This window comes from Desulfuromonas versatilis (assembly GCF_019704135.1).
Taxonomy (GTDB): Bacteria; Desulfobacterota; Desulfuromonadia; order Desulfuromonadales; family NIT-T3; genus Desulfuromonas_A; species Desulfuromonas_A versatilis.
Genome location: NZ_AP024355.1, coordinates 2,081,938 through 2,103,037, shown reverse-complemented (window position 1 = coordinate 2,103,037; position 21,100 = coordinate 2,081,938). Strand labels below are relative to the sequence as shown.

Below are 21,100 nucleotides of genomic sequence, written 5' to 3'. Positions count from 1 at the left end.
TCTGTTCCAGACTCTTACCAGCGAAGCAGGACCGAGCCCCAGGTGAACCCGCCGCCGAAGGCGTCGAACATGACCAGGTCGCCCTCCTTGATTCTGCCGGCGCGGTTCGCCTCGTCAAGGGCCAGGGGAATGGAGGCGCCCGAAGTGTTCCCGTAGCGATCCACGTTGACGAACACCTGCTCCTCGGTCAGCCCGATGCGTTTCGCGGCAGCTTCGAGAATCCGCCGGTTGGCCTGGTGGGGAATGAACAGATCGATATCTTCGGGCTTGAACCCGTTGGCCTCGAGAGCCTCGAAGGCGACTTCCGAGAGCGAGCGCACGGCAACCTTGAAGACTTCGTTGCCCTGCATCCGCAAAAACTGGATGCGCTCGGCCAGACCCTGGGTGGTCGCGGGGTGCCGGGTACCGAAACCGGGCTGGTAGAGCAGTTCAAGATAGGCCCCGTCGGAATGAAGATGGGTGGACAGCACCCCGTTCTCGCCGTCCTGGGCTTCGAGAACAACGGCACCGGCACCGTCACCGAACAGGACGCAGGTGTTGCGGTCCTGCCAGTCGATGGCCCGGGTAAGCACTTCCGCACCGATCACCAGGGCACGCTTGATGGCCCCGGCCTGAATCTGCTTGACCGCAGCATCAAGGGCGTAGACGAAACCGCTGCAGGCGGCCGACACGTCGAAAGCGGCGGCCTTGGGGGCGCCGATGTTGTTCTGCACGATGCAGGCCGTGGCGGGCCAGGGGTAGTCCCCGGTAATGGTGCCGACGACGATATATTCGATATCCGAACCGCTCAGCCCGGCCATTTCCAGCGCACGCTCAGCGGCGCGGGTGGCCAGATCCGAGGTCTGCTCGTCTTCGGCCGCGATGCGCCGCTCGTTGATGCCGGTGCGGGTGATGATCCAATCGTGGGATGTATCGAGGATTTTTTCCAGGTCATAGTTGGTCATGACCTTTTCAGGGACACAGGATCCCGTGCCGATAATGCGTGCCTTTTTCACTCAAGAACTCCTTTGTTCCGAGACACCCTGGTCAGCGACCTCCGCCCCGGAACCTGCACTGCCCGCGCCCTTGGTTCTAAATGCCACCGCGGTGGTCCGGAGCTGGGCGACCAGTTCATCGTTGACCCGTTTGGCAACCGACTGCCTCGCCTGGCCTATGGCGTTCATGATCGCCCGCGGGCTGGAGCCGCCGTGGCAGATCATCCCCGTCCCTTCGATCCCGAACAGGGGCGCTCCACCGATTTCGGCGTAATCGACCCTCTTCTTGAAGGCCTCGAAGGCGGGACGGGCGAGCAGGTAGCCGATCTTGGCGAGAAACCGGCCGCCGATTTCCCGACGCAGCATGGCCCCGATCCCTTCGGCAAGCCCTTCAGCAACCTTCAGGACGACGTTGCCGACGAACCCATCGCAGACGACAACGTCTACCGAGCCCTTGAATATGTCGCGCCCTTCCACGTATCCAATGTAGCGAAAAGGGGCTTCCTTAAGCAACCCGTGCGCTTCGCGAGTCTGCTCGTTCCCCTTGGTCAGCTCTTCTCCATTGGAAAGCAGCCCCACCCGCGGATCGGCCTTGCCCAATACATGCCGGGCGTAGACCTGCCCCATCAGGGCGAATTGGGCAAGATGCTGAGGTTTGCAATCGACATTGCCGCCGACATCAAGGACCAGGGTATGCCCTTCGATACTGGGCATGATGGTGGCGATGGCCGGACGATCGATACCGGGGATCCGCTTGAGAACGAACATTCCGGCAGCCATGGTGGCCCCGGAATTGCCCGCGCTGACAACCGCGTGAGCCTCACCCTGCTTGACCAACTCGAAGGCGACGCGAATCGATGAGTTTTTTTTCTTGCGAACCGCGTCGGATGCTGAATCGTGCATCCCGACAACTTCGCTGGCATGGCGGATGGAGATACTCAGCCCTTGGGCCTGGTGCTTCGCCAGCTCCTGCTCGATCCGGGCCGAGTCGCCGACCAGGATGATCGCCACCCCCCAACGCCGGGCCGCCGCAACGGCGCCTTCCACCTCGACACCAGGGGCGTTGTCTCCCCCCATGGCGTCAACGGCTACAACGATTCGCTCCTTCAATCGGAACCCCTATCAGGCTTCGGAACCGAGAACGTCTTTCCCCTTGTAGGTGCCGCAACTGGCGCAGGCACGATGGGGCTGCTTGGGTTCCTTGCACTGGGGGCATACGGAAATGCCCGGTGCGGAAATGCTGTCATGGGCCCGACGCATGTCTCTTTTGGATTTGGAGGTTTTCTTCTTGGGTACTGCCATGGCGTCTATCTCCTTGTGACCCGGCACGCTGGCCGTGTAGTTAACTCTGAATCCATGACGGGATACAGGCAAAAACCGGGCGCGAGCCCGGCATCGTTAATTGCGACAAGCCTGGTTGGCCTGTAGGTTATTGTTCTTTCTTTACCTTGAAATCGCGAAGAGCCGCAAACTTCAGGTTAAAATCCTGACCCGGGCAGTTACATTGTCCCTGGTTGAGATCGATGCCGCATTGCGGACACAGGCCCTTGCACTGCTCGCTGCACAGCGGCCGCAACGGCAGAGCCATGAGGACCTGCTCCTCGATAGCCTCGCGAAGCTCCAACTCGTCTCCCTCAAAGAGGATCAACCCCATATCTTCGGCGCTGAGCTCAGCCCCGTCCTCCCCTGCCTCACCCGCGACCTCGGGGAGTTCACGCACGAAGGTCAGATGAAACTCATTCCGCAGGGGCAGATCAAACTCCTGCAGGCAGCGACCGCAGCCCAACCGCACCCCGGCCTGCACCTGGCCGTCGACCTCGATCATGCCGCCGACCCTGAATGCCTGCACAGCCGTGACGACGGGGCCGATCGGTACCAGTTCGCCGCTTTCGACCAACCGCTGAAGCCCCGGGTAACCTTCGACTTCCTCGACAGCCTCGAGCTGCAGGCCCTTTTCTTTAATATCGTCGACGTGGATCAGCAACAAAAGCTCCGCAGAGATCTGAAAAGGGGTAGTATAAAGACTGACCCCCGATTGTCAAGGCAAAACATCCACTCCCGGAGGGCCCGACGGCACCTTGTATTATCTCATAAAAAGCAAATATGCAAGTGATTAATTTTACCATTCATCGTTACCGAATCCTTGCATCGGCGGGGGCATTGAGATACAAGGGTGCATTCCCGAAACATATGGAATTTATCCATGAAAAATGACCGTTCAGGCATCGAAGTCAAACATCTGCTGGAGATCATGAGCCGCCTGCGATCCCCGGGGGGCTGCCCCTGGGACGCCGCCCAGACCCCCGAATCCCTCAAGCCCTTCATCGTCGAAGAGGCCTATGAGGTTCTCGAGGCTATCGACCGTGGGGATTCGAGGGCGATCAGGGACGAACTCGGCGACCTGCTGCTGCAGATCATTTTTCAGGCCCGCATTTTCGAAGAGCGGGGTGAATTCGATTTTGCCGACGTGGCGAAAGCCATTTCGACCAAGCTGATCCGGCGCCATCCGCACGTTTTCGAAGAGGACCACAGCTGCGATCCAGAGGATCTGCTGCTGCAGTGGGACCGGATCAAGGCCGGGGAGCGGGAACGGCAGGGGGAGCCATCGGGGCCCCTGGCCGGCATCCCCCGCCAGCTTCCAGCCTTGCAGCGGTCCCAGAAACTATTGGAGAAAGTCGCAAGGGTGGGCTTTGCGTGGGCGGACGTTACCGGGGCCCGGGAAAAGGTCCGGGAGGAACTGGAGGAGTTCACCGAGGCGCGCCGGGAAATGGACCTGGCCGCGATGGAGCGCGAATTTGGCGATCTGCTGTTCGCCCTTGCCAACCTGGGCCGCTTTCTGGGGATCGACGCCGAGCAGTCCCTGCGCGGATCGATGAATCGCTTTGAGCATCGGCTGAGGCATATCGAGAAGACCCTGGCCCACCAGGGGCGCAACATCGAGGAAACACCCAGGGAAGCCCTGGAAGGGCTTTGGCGGGAAGCCAAGGCGCAGGAAGGGCGAAGTGCCCCTGCGAAGTAAAAAGCCTAACCCTTTCAGGCCAGTTCCCGCCTTTTCCACAAAAACTGTGAAAAACTTGTGGAAAACCATGTTGACAGCCATACCCCGAAGCGAATCCCCCTGTCCCTTAACGGCTTGCCTATTTTTTGATCAATACATTTTTTCAAGTAATTACATATACTTAAATTAATTGCCACGGGCTGCCACATTGGACCGAACCGCCACACTGCCGATTGACGTCGATCCCCCTGAATTCGAGGAATACATGTTTATAAGACTGCTGCTTGTCTTTACAATCGTCCCCCTCACCGAGCTGTATGTGCTTATCAAGGTAGGTGGCCTTATCGGCCTGCCCTCGACCATGGGGCTGATCCTTCTGACCGGCATTGCGGGCGCCTACCTGGCGCGCACCCAGGGGTTCGACCTGCTGCGATCCATCCAGGCGGAGCTTGCCGCCGGAAGAATACCTGCGGAGCAACTGCTGGATGGGGCCATGGTGCTCGCCGGGGGAATACTGCTGCTCACACCCGGCTTCTGTACCGACCTGTTCGGGTTTATCCTCCTGGCGCCGCCGTCCCGCAGGCTATTCAAACGGGTCCTGAAGGTCTGGCTGCAGCGCCTCATGGACCAAGGCACCATTTCCATTCACCGACTCTGAATCGCGGACCATTGCCCCCGAAAGGGCGCAGGACAGTTGACGGCAAACGGGAAGAACGCTTTGCAGTGGTGAGCGGTTGTTTATGCGGGGGAGGGAAATAGGGGCAATTCAGGGGGCGATCCGAAACGAGGGATCAAGATCGACCGGGTGCACCAGCGGGGGCAGTTCGGCTGGCTGCTCCGCAGCAGCAGAGCTATGGCGCTGAAGGTATTTGTGCAGGACGGGATCGTGGCGCCGCAATTCGTCGTTGCCCCCAAAGCCGGCGATGCCGCTGGAGAGGAAAACCACCCCGCAGACCATGGGCAGGGCTACGTTGGCGACGAAATGCATCACCAGCCCCACGCTTCTGCCCCAGATGCGCTTCATGGCGGTCAGGCGGGAATGCTCCCTTTCGGCCATAATCCGCAGCAGGGAGACGACCACGACATACAGGGCGAAAACGCCCATGACAATCTGCGAACAGATCAGCCCGTCGCCTGGATTCTCCATAGTGCACCCCCAGTGAAGAGCCCAAACATCACAGATAAATAATAGAACACTATTCTGAGGTTTTCAAACCCCTTCTCTGCGCAAATTAAATAAAAAGCGCCGTACGGTGACGGCGCTTTTTGATTTTCGCGGGTTGCCCTGAATATGTTCAGTTTTCGGGGAGAAAATGCTCCTCGTAGAGGTCCTCGAGCGCTTTCAGATGGCGGCTTTCGTCGTTGCCGATCCGCTCGAAGATTCCGGCCATCGGCGCGCCGGCACACCCCTGGGCCATGCGCCGGTAGAAATCCAGCGAGCCCTTCTCCAGGTGGATGGCATAGGCCAGCGCTTCGCGCACTCCGGCATCGGGTTTGAGCTCCTCGGTCTTGAGCAGGTAATCCAGGTTCATGGTCGGAACCGGGCGCTCCAGGGAGTGCGAACCTTCGATGGTCCCCTCCACCAGGGCCTTTTCCAGCTCCTTTTTATGCTCAAGCTCATCCAACGCCGCCTCTTTGAGGATTTCCTTGGCGTGCTTATCCTTAACCTTGCGCATGGCCTGCAGGTAATGGCGGAAGCCCTCATCTTCCATCTTCACCGCCATCTCGATGGCAGCCTCAAAGGTGTAACAGGCCGGTGACTGTTCGCTCATATCAATCTGTCCTCCAATTTAATAGATCACAATATAGCCGTGTTTTTCTGCAATTCGCGAAATTTCCAGTACATCGTTGATATGGTACGTCGATCCGTCGAGGATGAAATCGTAGCCTCCCTCGACCTTTTCCTCGGCCAGACTGATCAGGTACTCGAACGAGGCTGTCTTGATGGTCGCGCTCATGGACTTATCCGGGCTAAGGGGTTAAGTATATAGATCCTTTTAACATATCGGGGGGGAATTCACAAGACGCATTGTGTATACAACCCTCCCGCCAAGTTACTCGCCGATGATTTTTACCAGCACCCGCTTGCGGCGACGGCCGTCGAACTCCCCGTAGAAGATCTGCTCCCAGGGCCCGAAGTCGAGCTGCCCCCCGGTCACCGCGACCACCACCTCCCGCCCCATGATGGTACGCTTGAGATGGGCGTCGCCATTATCTTCTCCGGTGTTGTTATGCCGGTAGCGGCCGATCGGTTCGTGAGGGGCCAACCCTTCGAGCCAACGCTCGAAATCCTGATGCAACCCGCCCTCGTCATCGTTGATGAATACCGAGGCGGTTATATGCATTGCGTTGCACAGCAGCAGACCCTCCTGGATGCTGCTCGCCCTCAGGCAGCTCTCCACCTCGCCAGTGATATTGACAAAACCCCTCCGGGCCGGAACGTTAAACCACAGCTCTTTCCTGTAAGACTTCATCGGGCCTCCCCCTGAAATTTTATTTTGGAAAATCGTCGATAATTCTGGTAATCTATGGGTTTGCGAGATCTCACTATCGCGGAGAGAAGCCAGCACCGATCATGAACACGAGCCTTGGAAAACAACTGGCGGCGTTACTGCTGTGCGCCCTGATCACCCTGGGCGGATGCCAACAGAGGACCGGTGAGTCCCCACCCCAGGAGACGGCCACGGGAGTCAAACCCGTTGAACCCCAGAAAGTTCTGCCCAGATCCCACCGCGAACTCCACGACATTTTCCTTGCCCACAACTATGACTGGGACACACTCACCGAGGGGGTCCCTCCGATCGTTCTCGAAGAGCTCCCCCGCGACCTGGGACGAATCACCCAGATCAAGGATCGCAAACGCATCTTTTTCCTCTCGCTGCTCCCCCTGGTGCTCATGGCCAACGAGGAGATCAGTGCCCAGCGGGAGAAGGTCCTGGAGATCTGCCGGATCCATGATGCGGGGGAACAGCTCAGCGACGAACAGCTCGAGACCATCGAGGAGACCCTTTTCGACTACAAGGTGGATGGCGATCCCCTGAACGACCGGGCGGTCCGCAGCAACCTGCTCAAGCGCCTGGACGTCATCCCCCCCGCCCTGGCCCTGGCCCAGGCGGCTACCGAATCCGCCTATGGAACCTCGCGCTTTGCCCGCATGGCGAACAACCTGTTCGGTGAATGGACCTTCATTCCAGGGACCGGCCTGGTCCCCGAGGACCGCCCCGAGGGAGAGACCTACGAGGTCCGGCGGTTCCCCAGCCTCTACGACTCGGTCCGCTCCTACATGCGCAACATCAACACCCATTGGGCATACCACTCGCTGCGCGAGGCCCGCGCAAGGCAACGGGCCCAGGAACGGCCCCTGCGGGGGATGGACCTGGCCCAGGGGCTACGCCTCTACTCGGCCCGCAAGGAGGCCTACGTGGAGGAGATACGGGCGATCATCAGCCGCAACCGGCTCACCCGCTTGGCCTCCACGTTTCTGCGGGGGACGGCGGACGAGCCTGAGCCTCCGCTGCCGGAAGAGGAACCGATCCAGGCCGGACTGTTTTCCACCGGCAATTTTGCCTCGCGCAACCTGGCCCTCGCCACCCGTCAGCCCCGGGAGGAATGAAGCACCCAGGAGTTACGGCTCCGGTTCGGCCGGGTTGATCCAGAGTTGACTGAACCAGAACCATTGCGGCCCCTGGCGGGCCGGAGCGGTGAGGGTGTATTTGCTCCGCCTGCCGGCCAGTGGCTGACCGGCCCTGATCGTCACCCTGCCCGGGATGTGTGGGTCCGGCAGAATCTCGGCGTTGGGCTGACCGGGCACGAAACAGCGCAACGCCTCCAGCCTTACCGCTCCTGCCTCGATCTGGACCACCAGGTCCGGGGGATTGTCCCTGCCGATGACCGGGCTCGCCGGAGCCACGACCCTCAAGGGCAAGGCCCGCATGGCAAGCTTTTCCTGGAAACCCTCGAGCGTCGCATACACCCCCCCCATGGGAAAACGCGGCAGGGCGAAAAGCTCGGCCCGCTCTGAAACCACCCCCGACTGCTGCCCGGCAGCCCCGCGGAATCCCAACTCACGAGCCACGGCGATCAACTCCGGGGAGTATTCTCCAAAAGGATAGGCCAGCAGCTCCGGGCGAACCCCAAGATGCCGTTCCAACTCCGCCTGGGCGGTCTCCAGATCGACACGAACCCGCCTGTGCCATTCCGCCTCGCCTTCTCCGGGAAGCCTGTTGACAAGGTGATCGTGGGTGGACGAGTGGTTGCCGATTTCCACCCCTTCGGCGCGCAGTTGCCGGAGCTGGTCCCAATCCAGATATCCCGAATGCCCCACGAAATCGGTCGCCACGAACAGGGTCGCAGGATACCCGTAGCGCCGCAGCAGCGGCATGGCCCCGGTCAGAAAGCTTGCATAGCCATCATCCACGGTCAGCACCGCACACCTCTCGGGTAGCGGGTCTTTGCCCTCGAGGCGCCGGACAACTTCCCCCAGGGGCAGAACCGTAAAACCGCCCCGGCGCAAGGCTTCCAGCTGACCGGAAAAGGTTTCCAGGTCGATGTTGGTGGATGGCAGGCTGCTCTCCCCGAACCGATGGTAGACAAACACGCTCACATCGCCGGCTCGGGCCGGGCTCGGAGGGATGGTCAGAAGGAACAGCAAAGAAAGCCACAGGGAGGATTTAAACATGGAGAAACATCCGGGAAGGGAAGAAAAAAAGCCGGCCTTAATTCAGGCGCCTTCCTGCACGCGGCTGCGCAGGTAGCGCCGGATGCGGTTGCGGGCTTTGGGAGTGACGGCCCATTCGAGCCACTTGGGCAGAACCTGTGGTGTGCCGACCCGCTCGATGCCGACCTGGTCGCCGTCCATCAATCGCGAGCGCAGCAGTCGGGTCTGGCCGTTAATCCGCGCACGGACCGCGTGCAACCCCAGCTCTTCATGAATATCGAAGGCAAAATCCAGAGCACTGCTGCCCTCCGGCAAGGTCCGAATCTCCCCCGTAGGCGTGTAGACCTGGATGGAGGCCGAAGCCAGGCGCAGGCTTTCGGTGTCGAAAGCCGATTCCCCTTCGAGCAGACTGCGCATCAGGTCCTGGAAATTCGCCCGGCGGAATTCGAAGCCGGGTGCCAGCACTCCGGATTCGTTGAAACGGGCCAACTTACGAGTGGTGATTTCCACCCGCATGCGGATTTCTCCAGCCTGCACCGTGGTCTTGAGCGATTGGTAGCCGAACTGGGAGGGGACGTTCAGGTGATCGCGAAGCTTGCCGGGAATGGGCGAGAACAGGCTGTGCAGCAGGCCCAGGGCAAGATAGGCGTCCATGGTCCGGTCGACCTGCACTTCCAGGGTATAGAGGGTGGTCAACCCCCGCCCCATCCCCTTGGCGGCGGCAATGGAAAAGGGTCGCCAGCGCTCGTTCAGCAGGAAGGGGACCTTGTGATGCTCGAAGCTGTGGTGGATTTCCGACCTGATCTTGCGCCTGGCTCCTTCGCTCCGCTCCTGAAGTACCTCGATGGCGGCCTGGTAGCGGGCGGCGCGCCGTGGGTAGAGGATGCGCAGGGAGAGAGCATCGAGCTCGGAGGCCACCTGGCCCATCCCCAGATGCCGGGCAAGGGGAACGTAGATGCTGCGGGTCTCCTCGGCGATCAGCGACTGTTTGGCCGGGGCCAGCGCCCCGATGGTCTGCAGATTGTCGATGCGGTCCCAGAACTTCAGGCACAGCACCCGCACATCCTGGATGGCGGCGAGCAGCTGTTTGCGATAGGTTTCGGCCTTGAGGGCCTCGCGGCTCAGTTTCTCGTCGTCGGCCTTGGTCAGGCCGTTAACCAGCAGAGCCACTTCGTGCCCGAAGGCGTGCTCGACCTCCTTGAGGGTGACCGGGGTGTCTTCGACCACATCGTGCAGAATCGCCGCCATGATGGAGTCGAAATCCATCCAGTGCCGGGCGGCCAGGTGAGCCACGCGCAGCGGATGAAAGAAATAGGGTTCACCCGATTTTCGCAGCACCCCCTGGTGAGACCTGCGCGCAAGCTCGATGGCCGACTGCAGAGATTCAAGCCCCCGGTCCAGGTCATCCTCGCTCAACCCGCCGCCATAATGGGTTACCAGCAGCTCGAGTATTTCATTGATCAGGCGCTGTTCTTTGCGGCGTTCTTCGCTTGTCACGCAACCAATCTCCTGCAGCGGTCCGCATCGAGGCCGACCGGGAAAAATCTTCAATGGCAATATATACTAAATAAGAAAGCAGGACTCAGCAAGTCCGTTCTGGCGCCAGCCGGCAGCAGAGGCAATCCATGGGAAAGGGGGCATTTCATGCGAAAACAGCGACTTGAAGCCATCGGCAAACGCCTGCTCGAGCATCGCCAGGAACTGTACGCGGAAATCCTGAGAAAAAACCGCGAAGCGGCAGGCCTGACCGACGAAGGGGTACCTGACCTGGCCGACCAGGGCCTGACGGACAACCTGAGGGAGTTCCTGCACCTGCTCAGCGACAACAAACGCGAGGAGCTCATCAAGGTCGACGAGGCCCTGGACCGCCTCGCTGCAGGCAGCTACGGCCTCTGCCAGCGCTGCGGCGAGCCCATCGACATCCAGCGCCTGGAGGTCCGTCCCTTCACCCGTTACGATGTGGCCTGCAAAGAGGCCATCGAGAAGGAGGAGGCCCTCAAGGCCGGTCCGGGCCGCGGAACCCTTTGAGCCGCCCGGAAAGCGGCGTCCGGGGTATCAGGCGGGGCGCTTGGCGCTGATAGCGCCGATACTCTTCACCGTAGGCCGCCACCAGCTTGGCTTCTTCCAGACGAACCCCGACCAGCAGATAACCGGTCAACAGCGCAGAAGTCACCAAATCCTGGGGACTGATATCGCGGGCCCACAGCAGGATAATCACCGCCGCGTACCAAGGGTGACGCACCCGGGCCAATATCCCGTCCCTGAGCAGAGGTGCCGGTGGGGCCTCCGCCTCACCGCGCCGGAACCGGCCCACCTGGTCGAGGCCGAGAAACTCCCGCAACGGATAGACCCTGAACCCCTCGTAGAGCAGCCAGCCGGCCACGCCCCAGAACAATGCCTTGACGAAGGTCCAGGGCCAGCGCCAGACCAGGAACTCGGGATAAGGAAGAGCCAGCATCCAGAGGGCCGGCGGCAGGAAAGAGATTATCGCGAACAGGTTGTAGCCAAGCCTGAACCACGCGATGCGCTGACCCAGCAGGCGATGAAACAGCCCGTCGGCCCGCGGGGTGATGAGCAGCGAATGCAGCAGGCACCAGCCGAGCCAGAGCACCGCGAGAATCAGCAGATCGATGAACACCTGGGGCTCCGGGATCCTGACCGCCTATCCCGGCGGCCAGCCCATTTCCCGGCCGCCGAGCAGGTGGAAGTGGATGTGCCAGACCACCTGCCCCCCCATTTCGTTGCAGTTGTTGACGACCCGGAAACCATCCTCGGCAAAGCCGAGATCGTGGGCGAGCTTGCCCGCCACCTGGAAGACATGGCCGATCATGGCGTTGTCGGCGGTGGTCAGGTCAAGGGTGGTGCGGATGTGCTTTCGCGGAATGATCAGGTAATGGAGGGGTGCCTGGGGATTGATGTCCTCCAGGGCCACGACCAGGTCGTCCTCGAAAACCACCCGTGCCGGAATCTCCCCGGCGAGAATTTTACAGAAGATACAACTGTCCTTCTCCGGCATCGTCCCTCCTTTCCTCGTTGCGAGGATTCGACAGGCTGTTGGCCTCATCCAAGGATATCACGTTCCATCGTTTCTGCGCCGCGCGGCGCAGCAGCGATTCGTCGTGGCTGAGAAAAATCACCTGATGCTCACGGCTGAGGTTTTCCAGGGCCTTGAGGGCCTCGCTCTGCCGGCCGCTGTCGAAGTTGACCAGGGGGTCATCCATCAGCAGGGGCAGTTGCCGGCCGCTGGAGAGCTGCCGGGTCAGGGCCAGGCGTACCGCCAGATAGACGCCGTCGGCGGTGCCTCGGCTGAAGTGCTCGACGGGCTGCCACTGCCCGTTGCGCCCCTTGAGCGAAAGATTGAAATCCTCGTCGAGATGGACCTCGGTGTAATTGCCGCAGGTAACCACCGCCAGGTACTCGCCGATCTCCCGGGAGAAGCGCTCGAGGTAGGTGTTGCGGAAATCCTTCACCGCCCCGGACAGAACGTCATAGGCCAGAACCAGGGCGCTGCGCCGGCGCACGAGCTGTTTCTCGCGCTCGCGAAGCCGCTCTCCCTCGTCTTCGATCTGCTGCAGGTCGCCCAGCGCCCCTTGCAGCTCCGCCTCCTTGCGCGAAAGCGCGAGCAGGCGCTGCTCGCGCTCGCGGATGCTGGTGCCGAGGGCCTGCAGCTTCTCCTCGGCCTCGGGCAACTCCTCGGGGGTCAGGTGACGCCCCTGGAGCAGGGCTCGCTCCTTCTCCATCCGCTCGTCGATAACGGCCATCTCGCGAGTCAGCGAATCGCGGTCGCGCCGCAGCTCTTCGGATTTCTCGAGCACCTTGAGGGCGCTTTGCGCATCGCTCATTTCCTTGCAGAGCTGCAGGTGGCGTTCGAGGTTTTTCTGCATCTTGACGATTTCCACCGCCGAGGGGGAGAGCCCAAGCCCCTCGAAGCGCTCATCGAGCCCGGCCAGACGGGCCTGGGCCGCTTCGCGCTGCTGCTCGAACACCTGCAGCTGCCCGGAGAGACGGCTGCGCTCAGCCCGCCTCTGGACGGCGCGCCAGAGGTAGAGTCCCCAGACCCCGGCGGCGCCAACCCCGGCGCCGAGCGCCAGGGGTTTTATCCATTCGGCGCGCCACCACCCCAGAGAGCCTCCAGCGCCGGCCAGCAGACCGGTCAAAAGTGCGCTCAGCTTCCATGGCGGCGGGCCGCAGGCCAGCAGCTGCTCCCGCAGCGGCGCCGCTTCGCCGCTCAACCTGACCATCTCCTTGCGGACCTTCTCGGCCTCGGTGAGCAGCTGCGGCAGATCGGCGGGCATGGGATGGGGCAGCCCGGTTTTGGCCAGCTGTTGCTGCAGCTGTTGGCGACGGGCTTCGAGATCGGTCACCTTCTCCGACTCGCGGTTGACCCGGGTGAAGTCGCGGTTCAGGCTCTCCTTCTTCTCCAGCAGCTGCCATTGGCGGCGGATCCAGGCAAGGTACTTCTCCCCCTGGGCAAACTCGGCGCGGTCGTTTTCCAGCGAGGCATCCAGCCCGGCCAGCTCCAGACGCAGCCCCTCCAGGTCCCGCAGCCCCTGCTGGGCCTCCTTCCAGTGCCCCTCCAGCTCGGCCAGGCGCCCGCGCACCTCCTCGAGCTCACGGTCCTTGGTCTTGTCCTTGCCCCAGGGGTTTTCCCGGGTAATGGCAAAGTGGTCTTCGGCCAGCGATTCGAGCACCCGGTCGTAATCGACCTCGACAAACCCGGAAAGCAGGGCCTTGATCTTGGCGGCCAGTCCGCCCTGGCCGGAGACTTCGAGGCTGCCCTGGCCGAAGTAGAGCGAAGCCCGAAACACCTCCTCCTCCGCTACGCCGAACAGCCGGGTGAGCTGCTCGAGATATTCGGTCCGTTCGGAGGAGCGCCCCAGGGGCGAGGCCTTGCCGTCGAAGCTGTAGAGGTCGTGGTAAAGGTCATCCCGCTCCTGGAGCGAAACCCGGTCGCTGCTGAGGTCCCGCTCGATGCGCACTGTCCCCTGCCGGCCTTCCAGCACCAGGGCCGCTTCGGAGTTGCCCTGCCGCCCCCAGGGCCTGTACCGCTCCTTGTTGCGCAGCCCGAACAAAACCGCCGGGACCGCCTCCACCAGGGTGGACTTGCCGGCCTCGTTGGGGCCGATCACCAGGTTCATGCCGCGGCGAAACTCTACGGTCCGCTCGGCGTATTTGCCGAAGTGTTTCAATTCGAGACTGCGCAGGATCATGCCGCACCTCCGCCGAAGGCTCCAAAGCGGACCAGAACCTCCCGAAAAGCCTCCTCGAGCACGGCCCGTTCCTCGGGCCCGGCCAGCTGCATCCGCTGCTGCAGCTGGCGCACGAACACGCCGCGAACCGTCTCCTCCTGGGCAATGCGCCGGGCGAAATCGCTGTCGAAAAGCCGGGTGCGGTCATCGAATTCCAGGTGGAAAAAGGCCCCGCCGCAGCGCGCCTGCAGGGCCGCCAGATCGAGGGGCGCCTCGACGATGCCGGTCAGGCGCAGCCGCAGCAGCAGGTCGGGACGACCCATGGCGCAAATAACCTCCGCCGCCTGCTCCAGGGTTTCGCACCCGGCAAGATCGAGCTTGCGGTCCTCCAGCACCAGGCTGTTGACGGTAGCCTTCTCCACCTCGACCTGCCCCTTTTCCACCCGCACCAGGGCGCAGCAGCGCGGTCCGTTTTCCCCGAAGCGCTTCCCCTCGGGCGAACCGGGATAGCAGGCCAGGGTCCGCCCGCCGTCTTCGATAAGATCGAAACCGTGGTAGTGGCCAAGGGCCACGTAGTCCAACCCCCAGTGGCGCAGCTCGGCAACGGTGAAGGGGAGGTCCTTCTTGCGGTATTCCCATTCGGGGCTGCCCTGCCGTGAGCCGTGCAGCAAGCCGATATGGATTCCCTCGTCCGAGCGGCGGGCCATCCCCTCCAGGGCGTTTTGCGAAGCAAACGTTCGATAGGCGAAGCCGTAGAGGAAAACCCGCTCACCATTCACCTGCAGGGCCAACGGCTCCTCGATGGCCGGGCGATCGAGCAGGATCGCCCCGGGAAATTCGCTGCGCCGGTACACCGAATCGGCGCCCACCAGGTTGTCGTGGGTCCCCGGCAGCAGCACCGGCACGATCCCCCGGTCGGCCAGGCGTTTCAAGCCGGCCTGGACTTTGGCCACCGTCGCGGCCGAGGGCCGCGGGCTGTCGAAAAGATCGCCGGCCACCAGAAACAGGTGCACCTCGCTCTTGATCGCCAGGGTTACCAGGCGCTCGAAGGTCTTGAGAAAAGCCTCCCGGCGCTGGGCCTGCCGGTCCCCGAGGACGGGGAACGGAGCATCCAGGTGCAGATCGGCGGTATGCAGAATGCGAATCATATGCAAAACCTATTCGGCTTCGTAAAATTCCGGGTAATAACAGACGTTGGGCGAGCAGGTTGCGCCGAAGCGCTCTCGATGGGCGGCCCGCGCCTTTTTTCGGTACAGCGCAAAGTCGTCTTCGCTGTCCGCCAGGCGAAGAAAATCCCTAACCAGCAGGATGTTTTTCACTTTCTGCGCTGCCGGGGCGCCGCGCCCGACGAGCTTAAGCCCGTAGAACCCAGCCTTGCGCAGATGCGGGATCGCACACAGCCCACAGCCATGCCGGCGGTTGGTTTTCGACCAGCTGTCCTGGCGGGCCATGGCACTCAGCAGCAGAGGGGAACCGGGCGGGCTCTGCGGCTCGATCCGGTAGGGAATTTCACAGGGCCAGATCTTGTCCGGGCTCGAATGGTGAAAGGTGCACAGGCCCTCGGTATTGGGGCACTTGCCGACCAGCATGAAGGCGTCGAAGCGGACCCCGGGCAGCTTGAGGGCGACCTGCTGCATTTCCGCCACGGTAAGGTGCCGCGGGAAGATTATCCTGCCCACTCCCTGCTCGAGGTAGAAGCGCACCGCCTCGGAGTTCATCAGGTGAGCCAGGGTGCTGGCGTGATACTCGAGGGCCGGATGGCGACGGCGCAGCAGGCGCAGCAGGCCGAGATCGGCGAGGATGATGCCGTCGACGCCGGCCTCGGCCGCTTCGTCGACATAATCAAACAGCAGGGGGATCTGCTCCTCGGTGTAATAGGGTGCGTTGAGGGTCAGGGAGAAGCTCCGCCCCCGTGCGTGGGCCAGGGCAATGATCTGCGCAAGATCGGCAAAGGATTCGATCTGCGCCCCGGCGAAGGTCCGCTGGTTGAGCGAGGCCAAAAGGCTGTAGCGCTCCCGCCACGCCGCCGGGACATAGCCGCCGTAGAGCTCATCGGCACCGGCCTCGAGCAGCAGGGATGCTTCAGCCAGATTATCGACGGGGGAAATGACCTTCATCCGCACCTGGGGTGGAAATGTTTTTCAATCGCTAATTCAGCCAGTTGAACCATCATTCTTCACGGAACTTCCAGATCGTATCCCGGCGGAAATCCCACCAGCTGCCATCCACCGTGGCCGACAGGGTTTCCCCGGCGACGACCAGGGTGAGCGCCGGCCTGCGGTCGGTGCCGGTGAGGTTGAAAAAATCCCGCTCACCCACCTGTTCGACAATCTCGTCCAGGGTTGCCAGGACCACCTCCTCGCCGGGCAGGCAGAGCCGGTGCACCAGCGCTATGGGAACGCTCTTGCCGTAGCCCTTTTTCAGCTGGGCGACCAGTTCGGGAAGCGGCAGGTTGTTCATGTAGATCAGCAGGGTCACCCCCGGAGCCGCAAGTTCCGCCAGGGTCGGTGACCCCGGCTGATCGCCGAGGGTGCGCGGTGAGGCTATGACCGCCCGGTTGCAGACCCCGGGCAGGTCGAGGGTTTTTTTCAGGAAGGCCGAGGCGGCGTTGGCCGTGCCGACGCCGGCGATGACCTCGGCGCGGGTCCCGAGGACGTCGATCAGCGCCTGAAAGGGAGAATAGAAGGTCAGGTCCCCGGGGACCAGGAAAGCCACATCCCCTTTTTCCAGCAGCTTATGGAGCAGATCAAGCAGTTCCTGGAAATAGAACCCGAAGGGAACCAGCACCTGCTTGCCCCTCAGCAGTTGGGCAAAGGTTTCCTCGTAGGGGGTCGGCGCGAACACCGCATGACAGCCCTCGAGCGCCCTGGCCCCCTTGAGGGTCAGCAGATCGGGATCTCCCGGCCCGGCCCCGATGAAAAAGACCTGATTTTCTTCTGTCTTGAATTTAATCATGGTTACTTTTCAGCAATACTGCCTCAAGGTGCCATCCGTTTGAGCTCCCTCCCCTTCAAGGGGAGGGTTGGGGTGGGGATGGGGTGAAGAGTTGCAATCAGGGTATATTTCCAATCCCCGGTCAGCAATTACTTACGGGCTTTTACGCAGCCGAATGAGAAACTCCCGGTTCCCCTTGGGGCCGAGGATCGGGCTCTCGGTCACCCCGAGCACCTCGCAGCCGAGGCCGGTGGCCAGCTCGCGGATCTTTTCCACCACCTGCTCGTGCTTGGTGGGGTCGCGCACCACCCCGCCCTTGCCCACCTCGCCCCGGCCGACCTCGAACTGGGGCTTGATCAGCGCCACCACCTCGGCATCGGGGGTCAGCAGCGCCAGGGTCGGCGGCAGGACCTTGTCCAGGGAGATAAAGGAGGCGTCGATCACCGCCAGCGAGGGGCGCGGGTCGAGACGCTCGGGGGGCAATTCACGGATGTTGGTGCGCTCGAGGTTGACCACCCGGCTGTCCTGGCGCAGCTGCCAGGCGAGTTGGCCGTAACCGACGTCGACGGCGTAGACCCGGGCCGCCCCCCGCTGCAGCAGGCAGTCGGTGAAGCCGCCGGTGGAGGCACCGACGTCGATGGCGATGCGGCCCTGTACCGACACCCCGAAGGTCTCCAGAGCCTTTTCCAGCTTCAGCCCACCGCGCGAAACATAGGGGATGTCCTCCCCCTTGAGGCGTATTTCAGCACCGGCCGGGACCTGGGTGCCGGCCTTGTCCACCACGTGGTCGTCGACCACGACCTTGCCGGCCAGAATCAGCGCCCGGGCACGTTCGCGGGACTGTACAAGTCCACGCTCCACCAGCAGTTTGTCGATCCGCTCCCTGCCTGCCATCCAGCAGTGTCTCCCGGCCTTCGGTGATCCAGATAAAACGGCGAACAGGTTAGCACAGGGGGTACCGGCGGGCAACCGTTTCCTCGACGGCTGACGGGGCTGATTTGCCGGATCCTGCCCCTGTGGGGAGAATTGGTGTTGACAAGACGATCCCTTTTGTTTATTTTGAAAACGAATTTCATTTTAATTTCCAAGGAGGAACCATGCCGCCTCGCATAGCCGAGCGACAACCCGCGCTTTCCGATGTGCCCCTATGGAAGGAAATCTCTCCCCGGTTCGCCACCGATCGGGATTGCCTGGCCGCATTCCTCGCCCTGGAAACCGCCGAGATTCTCGAAGGGGTCAAACCGGGCAACCTGGTCAACCTGGTTAACCGCACTCAGGTCTGCGGCCGAAACCTCTACCACTTGTGGAAAGCTTTCGGCCCCGCCCTCGCCACCGACTGCGGCCTGGAAAGCAGGGTGCTATGCGACCGCGGCAGCTCGCTGCTGATCTATTTCTACGACCGTCAGGCCATGGAGAACCTGATCCACGTGCCCGGTGCCAAGGCCCTGCTGAAACGATCCGGCTACCCGGAGGAGTTGTCCCTGGATGCGGCGCTGAGCCTGCTGCAAAACCGGATATCAGGAGACTTTCCCCACGAAATAGGCGTTTTTCTCGGCTACCCGCTGAAGGACGTGGCTGCCTTCATGGGTCTGGTGTCGATCCCCTTCGCCTGCCAGGGTCCCTGGAAAATCTACGGCGACCCGACCAGAAGCCTGCACCTGGCGGAGGTCCACCGGGCCAGCCGCAGACGCATGGCCTGGCGCGTCGCCCGCTGCAGCGACCCCCGCGAATGCCTCAACCGTTCCGCCTGTTCCGGCAAATGCGCGACTCGCCCCGCCGCCTGATCCCGCCCCTATAAAGCCAACACGCTGGCAAACCCGCACATTCCCGCTACAATTATAAACATTTAAGACTTCTTCGCTTCCGCTTCAGGCCTGCCACTTCGACGCAAAGGAGGGACCGATGCCGGAAGATACGATAAAACTCGTCGTCGAAGCCGAAAAGGCCATCGCGGATATCCTGGAACGGGAGCGCCGAGCCGCCGCGGACCGGCTGGAGGCCACGAAACGCGACTCCCAGGGCGACCTGGAAAAGGAACTTTCCCGCCTGGCGGAACAGGAGGCCGCTGCGGCCAGGGAAGCACGCCAGGCTGCGGAGCAGGAAGGCGCCGTCCTGGTCAATAGCGCCCGGCAAGCGCGGCAGGACCAGGCTGCTCTCGACGAGGGGATGCTGCTGCGGGTGGTGCGCCGCCGGTTGCAGGAGCTGGTACCGGAGATGGGCGATGATCGTCAGGATGAGCAAAATTGAAATCGTCGGTCCCAAGGAGATCCTCTACGAGGTGCTGACGACCCTGCGCGCCCTGGGGGTGCTGCAGATCGAGGCCCAGGTGCGGGAGAGCCTTCAGGCGCGCGGCGAGGGTCTGCTCAAAACCCTGCAGATCGACAAGCAAGCCCTTTCCGAGCGGTTGTTCCTGGAGGAACTGCAGGAGAAAATCGAATCCATCCTCAGCTGCCTGCCGCAAATCCCGGTCCGCGAAAGCTACCTGAACCCCGAGGCTGCCATGGAGGCGACCGCCGAACTGGTTGACCGGCATACCGCGGCCTGTGAGGAAACAGGCCGCGCCAAGACCGCGGCTGCCAAGGAGCTGGCGGAACTGGAGCGCTTCCGGACCTTCCTGCAGGCCATCGGCCCCCTGGTCGGCCAGGTCCGTGCCGACTCAGATCTGGAGTTTATCGGCCTCGAAGTGAAGGACCCCGGGGCGGTGGAACAGTTGACCATCCTCGCTCATCGCCTGACCCGGGGCAATTACGAAATCCAGACCACCAGCATGCCCGAGGGGGGGCTCGTCGCCCTGCTGACCACCAGCCGCGAGCTGGCCAAACCACTCAAGAAGGCCCTGCAGGGCGAACGGATCCCCGAATTCGCCTTGCCGGCCTACCTGGAAGAAGTCCCTTTTAACGAAAAGGCCGAGGTGGTCGAATCCCGCCGGCGCGAGTTGCTCGCGGAGCAGAAGCGGCTGGAAGAAACCCTGCTCGGATTTGCCAGGCGCTGGCTGCCGCTCTACCGCTCGGTTCTCGATTGGCTGCGGGGGAGGCTTGCCCTGGTCCGGCAGAGCGCCTCGATTTACCAGACCGAGCTCTGCTTCATCGTTTTCGGCTGGATGCCCACCGACCAGGTCGTACCGACCCGCCGACACCTGGCTGATACCTTTGCCGACCAGGTCGTGGTTGAGGAGAAGGAGATCCTCGAGCAGGAGCTTGAACAGGTCCCGGTCGCCTTGAAAAATCCCCCCTGGATCGCCCCTTTCGAGCTTTTTGCCCGCCTGCTCCCCCTGCCCCGCTATTCCTCCTACGACCCGACGCCGTTTCTGGCCATCTTCTTTCCCCTGTTTTTCGGTATGATCCTCGGCGACCTGGGTTACGGGGCGCTGCTGGGGCTGATTGCGGCGGCCCTGGTGTTCGGCTTCCGGCAGCGCCCGCTGGTCGGCAACGCCGGGAAGATCCTCGGCATCTGCGCCGCCTACACCTGCGTCTTCGGCTGGCTGTACGGGGAGTGTTTCGGCGAATTCGGCCACCACGTCCTGGGGATGGAACCGATCTGCTTCGACCGGCGCACCGCCCTTGAACCGATGCTCTATTTCGCCCTGTCGGTGGGGGTCTGCCATGTGCTGCTGGGCCTGCTGCTCGGCGTTATCTCCGCAGTCCGGCAAAAAAAGACCCGCGAGGCCATGATCAAGCTGCTGAGCACCGTCGCCGTTTTCTGCCTGGTTCTGCTGCTTGCCACGTTTATCCTGCCGGTCCCGGTGCTGCTGCGCCGGCCTCTGCTGGTGACCCTGGGCATCGCCGTCCCCCTGCTGCTCATCCTCGGCGGTATCCTTGCGCCCCTCGAACTGCTCAAACATGTGGGCAACATCATCTCCTACGCCCGTATCATGGCGGTCGGCCTGACCTCGGTGCTGCTCGCCCACGTGGCCAATGAACTGGCCGGGCTGGCCGGCAACATCCTGGTGGGGATGTTGGTGGCGGTGCTGCTGCACGCCTTCAATATCGTGCTCGGAGTCTTCGCCCCGACCATTCATTCGCTGCGCCTGCATTATGTCGAATTTTTCAGCAAGTTTCTCGAACATGGCGGTCGCAAATTCGAACCGCTGGAAAAAAATCATGGAGGAGGGTCATGGAAAGCCTGACTGGAATGGAAAAGGTTCTGCTTGCCTTCGCAGCCGCTCTTGCCGTCGGCATCTCTGCCCTGGCCACCGCCTGGGCCCAATCGAAGATCGGCGCAGCCGGCGCCGGTGCGCTCGCCGAAAAGCCCGAGCTGACCGGCACCATCATCATCCTGGTGGCGATCCCGGAAACCATGGTCATCCTCGGCTTCGTCATCGCCGCGATGATCCTGCTGATGGTCTGAA

General features: G+C 62.3%; 25 protein-coding genes. 8 read left to right on the top strand and 17 right to left on the bottom strand.

Annotated features, from left to right (window positions below):
- Window positions 1-14 precede the first annotated feature (14 nt).
- From DESUT3_RS09305 to DESUT3_RS09290, 4 genes are all read right to left on the bottom strand, one after another.
- Complete coding sequence (locus DESUT3_RS09305) at window positions 15-995, bottom strand: beta-ketoacyl-ACP synthase III (protein ID WP_221252206.1); 981 nt, start codon at window positions 993-995, stop codon at window positions 15-17.
- Window positions 996-2,072, bottom strand: a complete 1,077-nt coding sequence (gene plsX, locus DESUT3_RS09300) for a phosphate acyltransferase PlsX (protein WP_221252513.1) — start codon at window positions 2,070-2,072, stop codon at window positions 996-998.
- A gap of 24 nt (window positions 2,073-2,096) precedes the next feature.
- On the bottom strand, window positions 2,097-2,276 hold the full coding sequence (rpmF, locus tag DESUT3_RS09295) for a 50S ribosomal protein L32 (protein WP_221252205.1): 180 nt from the start codon (window positions 2,274-2,276) through the stop codon (window positions 2,097-2,099).
- Between the two features lie 127 nt (window positions 2,277-2,403).
- Entirely contained in the window at window positions 2,404-2,958 is a 555-nt protein-coding gene (locus DESUT3_RS09290; protein ID WP_221252204.1) for a YceD family protein, read from the bottom strand.
- A 219-nt stretch (window positions 2,959-3,177) separates the two neighbouring features.
- On the opposite strand from DESUT3_RS09290, the gene mazG reads away from it, so the two are divergent.
- Entirely contained in the window at window positions 3,178-3,993 is an 816-nt protein-coding gene (mazG, locus tag DESUT3_RS09285) for a nucleoside triphosphate pyrophosphohydrolase (protein WP_221252203.1), read from the top strand.
- A 244-nt stretch (window positions 3,994-4,237) separates the two neighbouring features.
- Entirely contained in the window at window positions 4,238-4,630 is a 393-nt protein-coding gene (locus DESUT3_RS09280; RefSeq protein WP_221252202.1) for an FxsA family protein, read from the top strand.
- A gap of 108 nt (window positions 4,631-4,738) precedes the next feature.
- Here DESUT3_RS09280 and DESUT3_RS09275 read toward each other — a convergent pair whose 3' ends face one another.
- The 4 genes from DESUT3_RS09275 to DESUT3_RS09260 all read right to left on the bottom strand — a co-directional run bounded on the left by DESUT3_RS09275 (window position 4,739) and on the right by DESUT3_RS09260 (window position 6,446).
- Window positions 4,739-5,119, bottom strand: a complete 381-nt coding sequence (locus DESUT3_RS09275; RefSeq protein ID WP_221252201.1) for a hypothetical protein — start codon at window positions 5,117-5,119, stop codon at window positions 4,739-4,741.
- Between the two features lie 148 nt (window positions 5,120-5,267).
- Window positions 5,268-5,744 (bottom strand): ferritin-like domain-containing protein, encoded by a 477-nt coding sequence (locus DESUT3_RS09270; protein WP_221252200.1) that lies wholly within the window; start codon window positions 5,742-5,744, stop codon window positions 5,268-5,270.
- Window positions 5,745-5,762: 18 nt separating this feature from the next.
- Window positions 5,763-5,930, bottom strand: coding sequence for a hypothetical protein (locus tag DESUT3_RS09265; protein ID WP_221252199.1), 168 nt, complete (start codon window positions 5,928-5,930; stop codon window positions 5,763-5,765).
- A 96-nt stretch (window positions 5,931-6,026) separates the two neighbouring features.
- On the bottom strand, window positions 6,027-6,446 hold the full coding sequence (locus DESUT3_RS09260) for a secondary thiamine-phosphate synthase enzyme YjbQ (RefSeq protein ID WP_221252198.1): 420 nt from the start codon (window positions 6,444-6,446) through the stop codon (window positions 6,027-6,029).
- A gap of 101 nt (window positions 6,447-6,547) precedes the next feature.
- On the opposite strand from DESUT3_RS09260, the gene DESUT3_RS09255 reads away from it, so the two are divergent.
- On the top strand, window positions 6,548-7,585 hold the full coding sequence (locus tag DESUT3_RS09255; RefSeq protein ID WP_221252197.1) for a glucosaminidase domain-containing protein: 1,038 nt from the start codon (window positions 6,548-6,550) through the stop codon (window positions 7,583-7,585).
- Between the two features lie 12 nt (window positions 7,586-7,597).
- On the opposite strand, the gene DESUT3_RS09250 is transcribed toward DESUT3_RS09255, so the two are convergent.
- Window positions 7,598-8,650 (bottom strand): polysaccharide deacetylase family protein, encoded by a 1,053-nt coding sequence (locus tag DESUT3_RS09250; RefSeq protein ID WP_221252196.1) that lies wholly within the window; start codon window positions 8,648-8,650, stop codon window positions 7,598-7,600.
- A gap of 42 nt (window positions 8,651-8,692) precedes the next feature.
- Window positions 8,693-10,126, bottom strand: a complete 1,434-nt coding sequence (locus tag DESUT3_RS09245) for an HD domain-containing protein (protein WP_221252195.1) — start codon at window positions 10,124-10,126, stop codon at window positions 8,693-8,695.
- 147 nt (window positions 10,127-10,273) lie between these two features.
- Between DESUT3_RS09245 and DESUT3_RS09240 the strand changes: the two genes are divergently transcribed.
- Window positions 10,274-10,657 carry a TraR/DksA family transcriptional regulator gene (locus tag DESUT3_RS09240; protein WP_221252194.1) on the top strand — a complete coding sequence of 128 codons (384 nt, stop codon included), beginning with the start codon at window positions 10,274-10,276 and terminating at the stop codon, window positions 10,655-10,657.
- On the opposite strand, the gene DESUT3_RS09235 is transcribed toward DESUT3_RS09240, so the two are convergent.
- The 7 genes from DESUT3_RS09235 to DESUT3_RS09205 form a co-directional block, all read right to left on the bottom strand.
- Window positions 10,626-11,267, bottom strand: coding sequence for a methyltransferase family protein (locus DESUT3_RS09235; protein ID WP_221252193.1), 642 nt, complete (start codon window positions 11,265-11,267; stop codon window positions 10,626-10,628). The genes DESUT3_RS09240 and DESUT3_RS09235 overlap by 32 nt on opposite strands.
- Window positions 11,268-11,291: 24 nt before the next feature.
- Entirely contained in the window at window positions 11,292-11,645 is a 354-nt protein-coding gene (locus tag DESUT3_RS09230) for a histidine triad nucleotide-binding protein (protein WP_221252192.1), read from the bottom strand.
- Window positions 11,614-13,839 (bottom strand): ATP-binding protein, encoded by a 2,226-nt coding sequence (locus DESUT3_RS09225; protein WP_221252191.1) that lies wholly within the window; start codon window positions 13,837-13,839, stop codon window positions 11,614-11,616. The genes DESUT3_RS09230 and DESUT3_RS09225 overlap by 32 nt, the downstream gene beginning before the upstream one ends.
- Window positions 13,836-14,966, bottom strand: coding sequence for a metallophosphoesterase family protein (locus DESUT3_RS09220; RefSeq protein WP_221252190.1), 1,131 nt, complete (start codon window positions 14,964-14,966; stop codon window positions 13,836-13,838). The genes DESUT3_RS09225 and DESUT3_RS09220 overlap by 4 nt, the downstream gene beginning before the upstream one ends.
- Before the next feature lie 9 nt (window positions 14,967-14,975).
- Entirely contained in the window at window positions 14,976-15,935 is a 960-nt protein-coding gene (locus DESUT3_RS09215; protein ID WP_221252189.1) for a U32 family peptidase, read from the bottom strand.
- 52 nt (window positions 15,936-15,987) lie between these two features.
- Window positions 15,988-16,773, bottom strand: a complete 786-nt coding sequence (locus DESUT3_RS09210; RefSeq protein ID WP_221252188.1) for an SAM-dependent methyltransferase — start codon at window positions 16,771-16,773, stop codon at window positions 15,988-15,990.
- Window positions 16,774-16,905: 132 nt separating this feature from the next.
- On the bottom strand, window positions 16,906-17,646 hold the full coding sequence (locus DESUT3_RS09205) for a TlyA family RNA methyltransferase (protein WP_221252187.1): 741 nt from the start codon (window positions 17,644-17,646) through the stop codon (window positions 16,906-16,908).
- Window positions 17,647-17,849: 203 nt separating this feature from the next.
- On the opposite strand from DESUT3_RS09205, the gene DESUT3_RS09200 reads away from it, so the two are divergent.
- The 4 genes from DESUT3_RS09200 (at window position 17,850) to DESUT3_RS09185 (ending at window position 21,099) form a co-directional block, all read left to right on the top strand.
- Complete coding sequence (locus DESUT3_RS09200; protein WP_221252186.1) at window positions 17,850-18,536, top strand: DUF3793 family protein; 687 nt, start codon at window positions 17,850-17,852, stop codon at window positions 18,534-18,536.
- 118 nt (window positions 18,537-18,654) lie between these two features.
- Window positions 18,655-18,999 carry a hypothetical protein gene (locus DESUT3_RS09195; RefSeq protein WP_221252185.1) on the top strand — a complete coding sequence of 115 codons (345 nt, stop codon included), beginning with the start codon at window positions 18,655-18,657 and terminating at the stop codon, window positions 18,997-18,999.
- Window positions 18,986-20,878 carry a V-type ATP synthase subunit I gene (locus DESUT3_RS09190; RefSeq protein WP_221252184.1) on the top strand — a complete coding sequence of 631 codons (1,893 nt, stop codon included), beginning with the start codon at window positions 18,986-18,988 and terminating at the stop codon, window positions 20,876-20,878. Before DESUT3_RS09195 ends, DESUT3_RS09190 begins: the two co-directional genes overlap by 14 nt.
- Window positions 20,879-20,883: 5 nt before the next feature.
- Complete coding sequence (locus DESUT3_RS09185; RefSeq protein ID WP_221252512.1) at window positions 20,884-21,099, top strand: ATPase; 216 nt, start codon at window positions 20,884-20,886, stop codon at window positions 21,097-21,099.
- The last annotated feature ends 1 nt before the right edge of the window (window position 21,100 follow it).

Excerpts from the sequence above, each read along its gene's own strand:
- DESUT3_RS09265 (WP_221252199.1), bottom strand. The coding sequence starts at position 5,930 with ATGAGCGCGACCATCAAGACAGCCTCGTTCGAGTACCTGATCAGTCTG.
- DESUT3_RS09205 (WP_221252187.1), bottom strand. The coding sequence starts at position 17,646 with ATGGCAGGCAGGGAGCGGATCGACAAACTGCTGGTGGAGCGTGGACTT.
- DESUT3_RS09215 (WP_221252189.1), bottom strand. The coding sequence starts at position 15,935 with ATGAAGGTCATTTCCCCCGTCGATAATCTGGCTGAAGCATCCCTGCTG.
- DESUT3_RS09195 (WP_221252185.1), top strand. The coding sequence starts at position 18,655 with ATGCCGGAAGATACGATAAAACTCGTCGTCGAAGCCGAAAAGGCCATC.
- DESUT3_RS09220 (WP_221252190.1), bottom strand. The coding sequence starts at position 14,966 with ATGATTCGCATTCTGCATACCGCCGATCTGCACCTGGATGCTCCGTTC.
- DESUT3_RS09200 (WP_221252186.1), top strand. The coding sequence starts at position 17,850 with ATGCCGCCTCGCATAGCCGAGCGACAACCCGCGCTTTCCGATGTGCCC.
- DESUT3_RS09225 (WP_221252191.1), bottom strand. The coding sequence starts at position 13,839 with ATGATCCTGCGCAGTCTCGAATTGAAACACTTCGGCAAATACGCCGAG.
- DESUT3_RS09260 (WP_221252198.1), bottom strand. The coding sequence starts at position 6,446 with ATGAAGTCTTACAGGAAAGAGCTGTGGTTTAACGTTCCGGCCCGGAGG.
- mazG (WP_221252203.1), top strand. The coding sequence starts at position 3,178 with ATGAAAAATGACCGTTCAGGCATCGAAGTCAAACATCTGCTGGAGATC.
- DESUT3_RS09240 (WP_221252194.1), top strand. The coding sequence starts at position 10,274 with ATGCGAAAACAGCGACTTGAAGCCATCGGCAAACGCCTGCTCGAGCAT.
- DESUT3_RS09280 (WP_221252202.1), top strand. The coding sequence starts at position 4,238 with ATGTTTATAAGACTGCTGCTTGTCTTTACAATCGTCCCCCTCACCGAG.
- DESUT3_RS09275 (WP_221252201.1), bottom strand. The coding sequence starts at position 5,119 with ATGGAGAATCCAGGCGACGGGCTGATCTGTTCGCAGATTGTCATGGGC.
- DESUT3_RS09270 (WP_221252200.1), bottom strand. The coding sequence starts at position 5,744 with ATGAGCGAACAGTCACCGGCCTGTTACACCTTTGAGGCTGCCATCGAG.
- DESUT3_RS09255 (WP_221252197.1), top strand. The coding sequence starts at position 6,548 with ATGAACACGAGCCTTGGAAAACAACTGGCGGCGTTACTGCTGTGCGCC.
- DESUT3_RS09210 (WP_221252188.1), bottom strand. The coding sequence starts at position 16,773 with ATGATTAAATTCAAGACAGAAGAAAATCAGGTCTTTTTCATCGGGGCC.
- DESUT3_RS09190 (WP_221252184.1), top strand. The coding sequence starts at position 18,986 with ATGAGCAAAATTGAAATCGTCGGTCCCAAGGAGATCCTCTACGAGGTG.
- rpmF (WP_221252205.1), bottom strand. The coding sequence starts at position 2,276 with ATGGCAGTACCCAAGAAGAAAACCTCCAAATCCAAAAGAGACATGCGT.
- DESUT3_RS09185 (WP_221252512.1), top strand. The coding sequence starts at position 20,884 with ATGGAAAAGGTTCTGCTTGCCTTCGCAGCCGCTCTTGCCGTCGGCATC.
- DESUT3_RS09250 (WP_221252196.1), bottom strand. The coding sequence starts at position 8,650 with ATGTTTAAATCCTCCCTGTGGCTTTCTTTGCTGTTCCTTCTGACCATC.
- DESUT3_RS09230 (WP_221252192.1), bottom strand. The coding sequence starts at position 11,645 with ATGCCGGAGAAGGACAGTTGTATCTTCTGTAAAATTCTCGCCGGGGAG.